The sequence below is a fragment of the Gemmatimonadales bacterium genome, assembly GCA_035502185.1.
GTDB lineage: Bacteria > Gemmatimonadota > Gemmatimonadetes > Gemmatimonadales > JACORV01 > Fen-1245.
In genome coordinates this window covers 1-4,050 of sequence record DATJUT010000089.1, presented here as the reverse complement: position 1 = coordinate 4,050, position 4,050 = coordinate 1, and the positions used below count along the sequence as shown (strand labels likewise).

Here is a 4,050-nt window from a genome sequence, read left to right as displayed (position 1 = left end):
TGACCGCGACCGGCCTCGCGGTGGGGACGCCGCTCTACATGAGCCCGGAGCAGGCGACGGGCGACCGGGACCTCGACGCGCGCTCCGACGTCTACGCGCTGGGGGCGGTGCTGTACGAGATGCTGGCCGGGGAGCCGCCGTACGGTGGTCCCACGCCCCAGGCGGTGCTGGTGCGGGCGCTGACCGAGGACCCGCGGTCCATCCACGCGCTGCGCGGCGAGGTGAGCCCGGCGCTGGACGCGGTCGTCGCTCGCGCCCTGGCGCGGGACCCGGCCGGGCGCTGGCCGTCGATGGCGGCGTTCGCGGAGGCGCTGGCCGCGCCGGCCCGGGCGGCCGCCGGCGCGCCCCGGCCGGCGCCCGATCGCCCCGCGCGGCCGGCGGGCGGAGCGAGGCGCCTGCCGTCCCTGGTGTCGCGGCGCCCGCTGTTCACGGTGCTGGCCCTGGGCGTCCTGATCGGCGGCGGGGCGCTGTTCGGGTGGCTGCGCTCGCGCGGCGGCGCGGCCGTACCCAGGCGGGTGGCCGTGCTGCGGTTCGAGAACACCGGCGGCGCCGACCAGGCGTACCTGTCCGAAGGGCTCGGCGACGAGCTGAGGAGCGCGCTCACCGGCGTGCCCGGCCTCGCCGTCAAGGCGCGCGGCTCGTCGCTGCGGTTCAGGAGCGGCGACGCCGACCCGCGCGAGGTCGGCGCGAAGCTCGACGTCGAGACGGTGCTCGAGGCTTCGGTCGGCGAGAGCGGCCCGCGGATCCACCTCGTCGCCGAGCTGGTGAATGTGTCCGACGGGAACGCGCGCTGGAGCCGGACCTTCGACAGCCCGCGCACCGCGATGGGCGCGATCCAGGACTCGATCGTGCGCGCCGTCGCCGGCGCCCTTGGGGTGAGGCCGGAATCCGTGCCCGAAGCGATCGCCGCCCGCGAGACTCAGGACACCGGCGACGTCGAGGCGTACGACCTGTACCTCCGTGGCCGCCACGCGGAGCAGCTGGAAGGTTACCAGCGCGCGATCGGCTACTACCAGCAGGCCGTCGCCCGGAATCCTCGCTTCGCGCGGGCCTGGGCCGCGTTGGCGGGGGCCTACCTCGGCCAGCCGTTCACGGGTCTCGGGTCGCGGGACTCGGCGATCGCCCTTGCCAGGCCGGTACTCGCTCGAGCGGATGCGCTCGATTCAGCCCAGAGCGACCGCGTGCACATCACGCTGATGGAGATGGAGTTCAGGTTCGCCGACGCGGAGCGAATCGTCTCCCGGCTGGTCGCGGCGCGCCCCACGGACGCCGATCTCCGGGGCACGTACGCCGGTGTCCTGTACCAGCTGGCGCGCATTCCCGAGGCGATCGAGCAGGCGCGCGCGCATCGGCGCTTCGACCCCTTGTCCGCGGATGCCGCGCTCGACCTTCAGTACTACCTCTACCTGGCGCGCGACTTCCGCGGGGCGGTCGAGGCGACCCGGGACATCCTGGAGCTCGACCCGCAGAATGCCCCGGCCTGGGGGAACCTCGGCGCGGCCTACGCGTTTCTTGGCCGGCGCGACAGCGCGGCCGCCGCGTTCGAGAAGAGCGCCGCGCTCGATTCGACCCAGTACGGCACCAAGGTCGGACTGGTGTGGGGGTATGCGGCGGCGGGCCGGTGGAAGGACGCCGAGGCGCAGCGCCCGGCGGCTGAGCGGCAGCTGCTCGCGGGGAACTCGCCCAACCTGCAGCGTGCGACCCTCCACCTCGCATTCGGCCAAATCGACTCCGCGGCGACCGACATCGAGCGCAGTGTGGCGAAGCTCGAGCCCTACCTCCTGTTCACCGGTATCCCCTGCGATCCCGCCTGGGACCCGCTGAAGTCGAACCCGCGCTTCCTCCGGGCGGTCGGGCGTCTGTGGCCCAGATTGTGTCCGGCCTCGACCCCGTCGCCGATCAAGCCCGCCGCGGCTGCCGGGTGAGCGTGCGCTCGGCAGGCGCGCTCAGAAGTCGAACACGACGCCCATGCGCGCGTGCAGCGGCGCCTGGTACTGCGTGACCGCCAGGTAGTTCGGGTTCACGCCGCTCAGGCCCGGTGCCGTGTAGTGCCGCTGGTCGTAGGTCAGCGCCTTGCGCTGGTTCCCCACGTTGAACACGTCCAGCAGAATGCGGGGCCGAAGGCGCGAGTCCCGGGACACGGGCGCATCGTACGCGAACCGCAGGTCCACGTTCCACGTGGAAGGAGTGCGGCCGGCCGTCCCGCGCGGGACGACGAACGTCCAGTAGGGCGGGTAGGGTCCGGTGCCGTACTCGCTCAGCGGCTCCCCGCTGGCCGCGAGTGCCGACGTCCCGACGGTGAGCCCCATCGGGAGCTGGTAGCTCCCGACGAACTTGACGACGTGCCGGCGGTCGTTCGGCAACGGACCCGCGGCGTTCACCGCTTGCTCCGGGAAGTCGAACTGAGGTCCCGCGTTGTCCAGGGGGTCGAGCACATCGGTCGCATAGAGCCCGGTGTAGTTGCCCCAGCTCCGGGAGAGGACGTACGACGCGCGGAAGCTGAGCCGTCCAGCCGCCCGCTCGAAGGTCAGCTCCAGGGCCCGGTAGTCGCGCTTGGCCCGCGGGAGGTAGGCCAACGCGCCTCGGCCCGGATTGCCCGTGGTGAACGGCGAGTTGGGGTCCGGCGCGCCGTCCTCCACCGCCCACAGGAGGGTGCGGTAGGTTCCGCGCAGCGCGATCCGGTAGCTGCGGCCCAGCCGGCGCTCGTAGCCCGCCGACCACTCGTCGTACTGCTGCCCCTTGATGTTCCGGTCCGGCGCCTCACCGACCTGCGATCCCCCTTGAACTACTCCCCCGGTCGTGTCCGCCAGCGGGTTATGGGGATAGACGCCGTTCGTCTGGAAGAAGGTCCCCGTCCAGAAGATGAGCGGGGTTGCCGGGATCGCTTCGAAGTACCGGCCGTACGAGACGGACACCTTGTCGGTTCCCGGCTCTCCGGGCTGAAACACCAGCGCGAGGCGCGGTGCCAATTCGGGAGCGATCCAGCGGGCGACGCCCGTGTCGCCGTCCATGAACTGCCCCTCCCACCTCAGACCGACGTTGAGCCGCAGTCGCCCGCTCACGGCCCAGGAGTCCTGGAGGTACACGGCGGGGATGTAGTTGTGCGCGTCGGCGTGGTTGCCGAGCTGCAACAGGCTGTAGGTCGTGTCCAGATGGCCGGCCACGGTGCCGGTATCTATCGTCACCTGGCTGCCGTACCCATCGAGGCGGATGGCGTTGTCTTCGTATTCCGCCCCCAGCTTCAGCGCGTGACTGCCTGCCAGGACAGTGAGACTCACCTGGCCGGAGGTGCGCGACGTATGCGCCGTCTGCGAATACCCGAACCCGCCCGACGTCACGTTGTTGATGTCGTCTTCGATCTGCGTCAATGTCGCCGGGTCCGATGACGGGCCCGCGCGCGGGGTCTCATCTTCCTCGCGGTCGAGCCGGGCCAGCGAGGCGCCCAGCAGCAGGCGTGCGCCGATCTGATGGCGTAGCTGCAGCGCAACCGCCGTCCCCCCTTCCCGCAGCCGCCCGAGCACCGCGCCCGCGTCGGCGACCGTGGCGAGCGCAACACCGCCGACCAGGTCCCGGACGCTCGGATCTCCGAGGAGCGTCAACGTCACGTCGGTCGCGGCGCCCAGCCGTGCCGTGAGCTTGCCGGCGAACAGGTGGGTGGTGCGCGTGTCGCGCTGCGTCGGAATCCCCGGCAGATTGGCGTCGCTGGCCTCGAAGCTCGGGTTGTACGCCGCGTAGAACCAGAGCCGATCGCGTCGGATCGGGCCGCCGAGGCTGAATCCCACGTCGTATTGCGAGAACTTCGCCACCTGGGACTGCCCGACGCCCCAGCGCGGCGCGGCGCGCAGCCCGTCGCCCGTGAAGAACCCGAGCACCTGCCCGTGGAACTCGTTCCCGCCGGAGTTGGTCACCACGTTGACCAGGCCGCCCTGGGTCCGGCCGTACTCGGCCTCGTAGCCGCCGGTCGTGACCTGCACCTCGCGCACGAAGTTGTACGGCAGGTTGAGGCTGCCGTCCCCGACGTTCGGGTCGGTGATGTTGATCCCGTCGGCG

Annotated in this window: 2 protein-coding genes; one reads left to right on the top strand and one right to left on the bottom strand. The window is 71.8% G+C overall.

Annotated elements, in window-relative coordinates:
• Positions 1-1,925: hypothetical protein (locus VMF70_11515; GenBank protein HTT68650.1), on the top strand; the 1,925-nt coding region annotated here is incomplete at its 5' end.
• Positions 1,926-1,946: 21 nt separating this feature from the next.
• Here the strand turns inward: VMF70_11515 and VMF70_11510 are convergent.
• The coding region (locus VMF70_11510) for a TonB-dependent receptor (protein ID HTT68649.1) at positions 1,947-4,050 on the bottom strand (2,104 nt) is incomplete at its 5' end.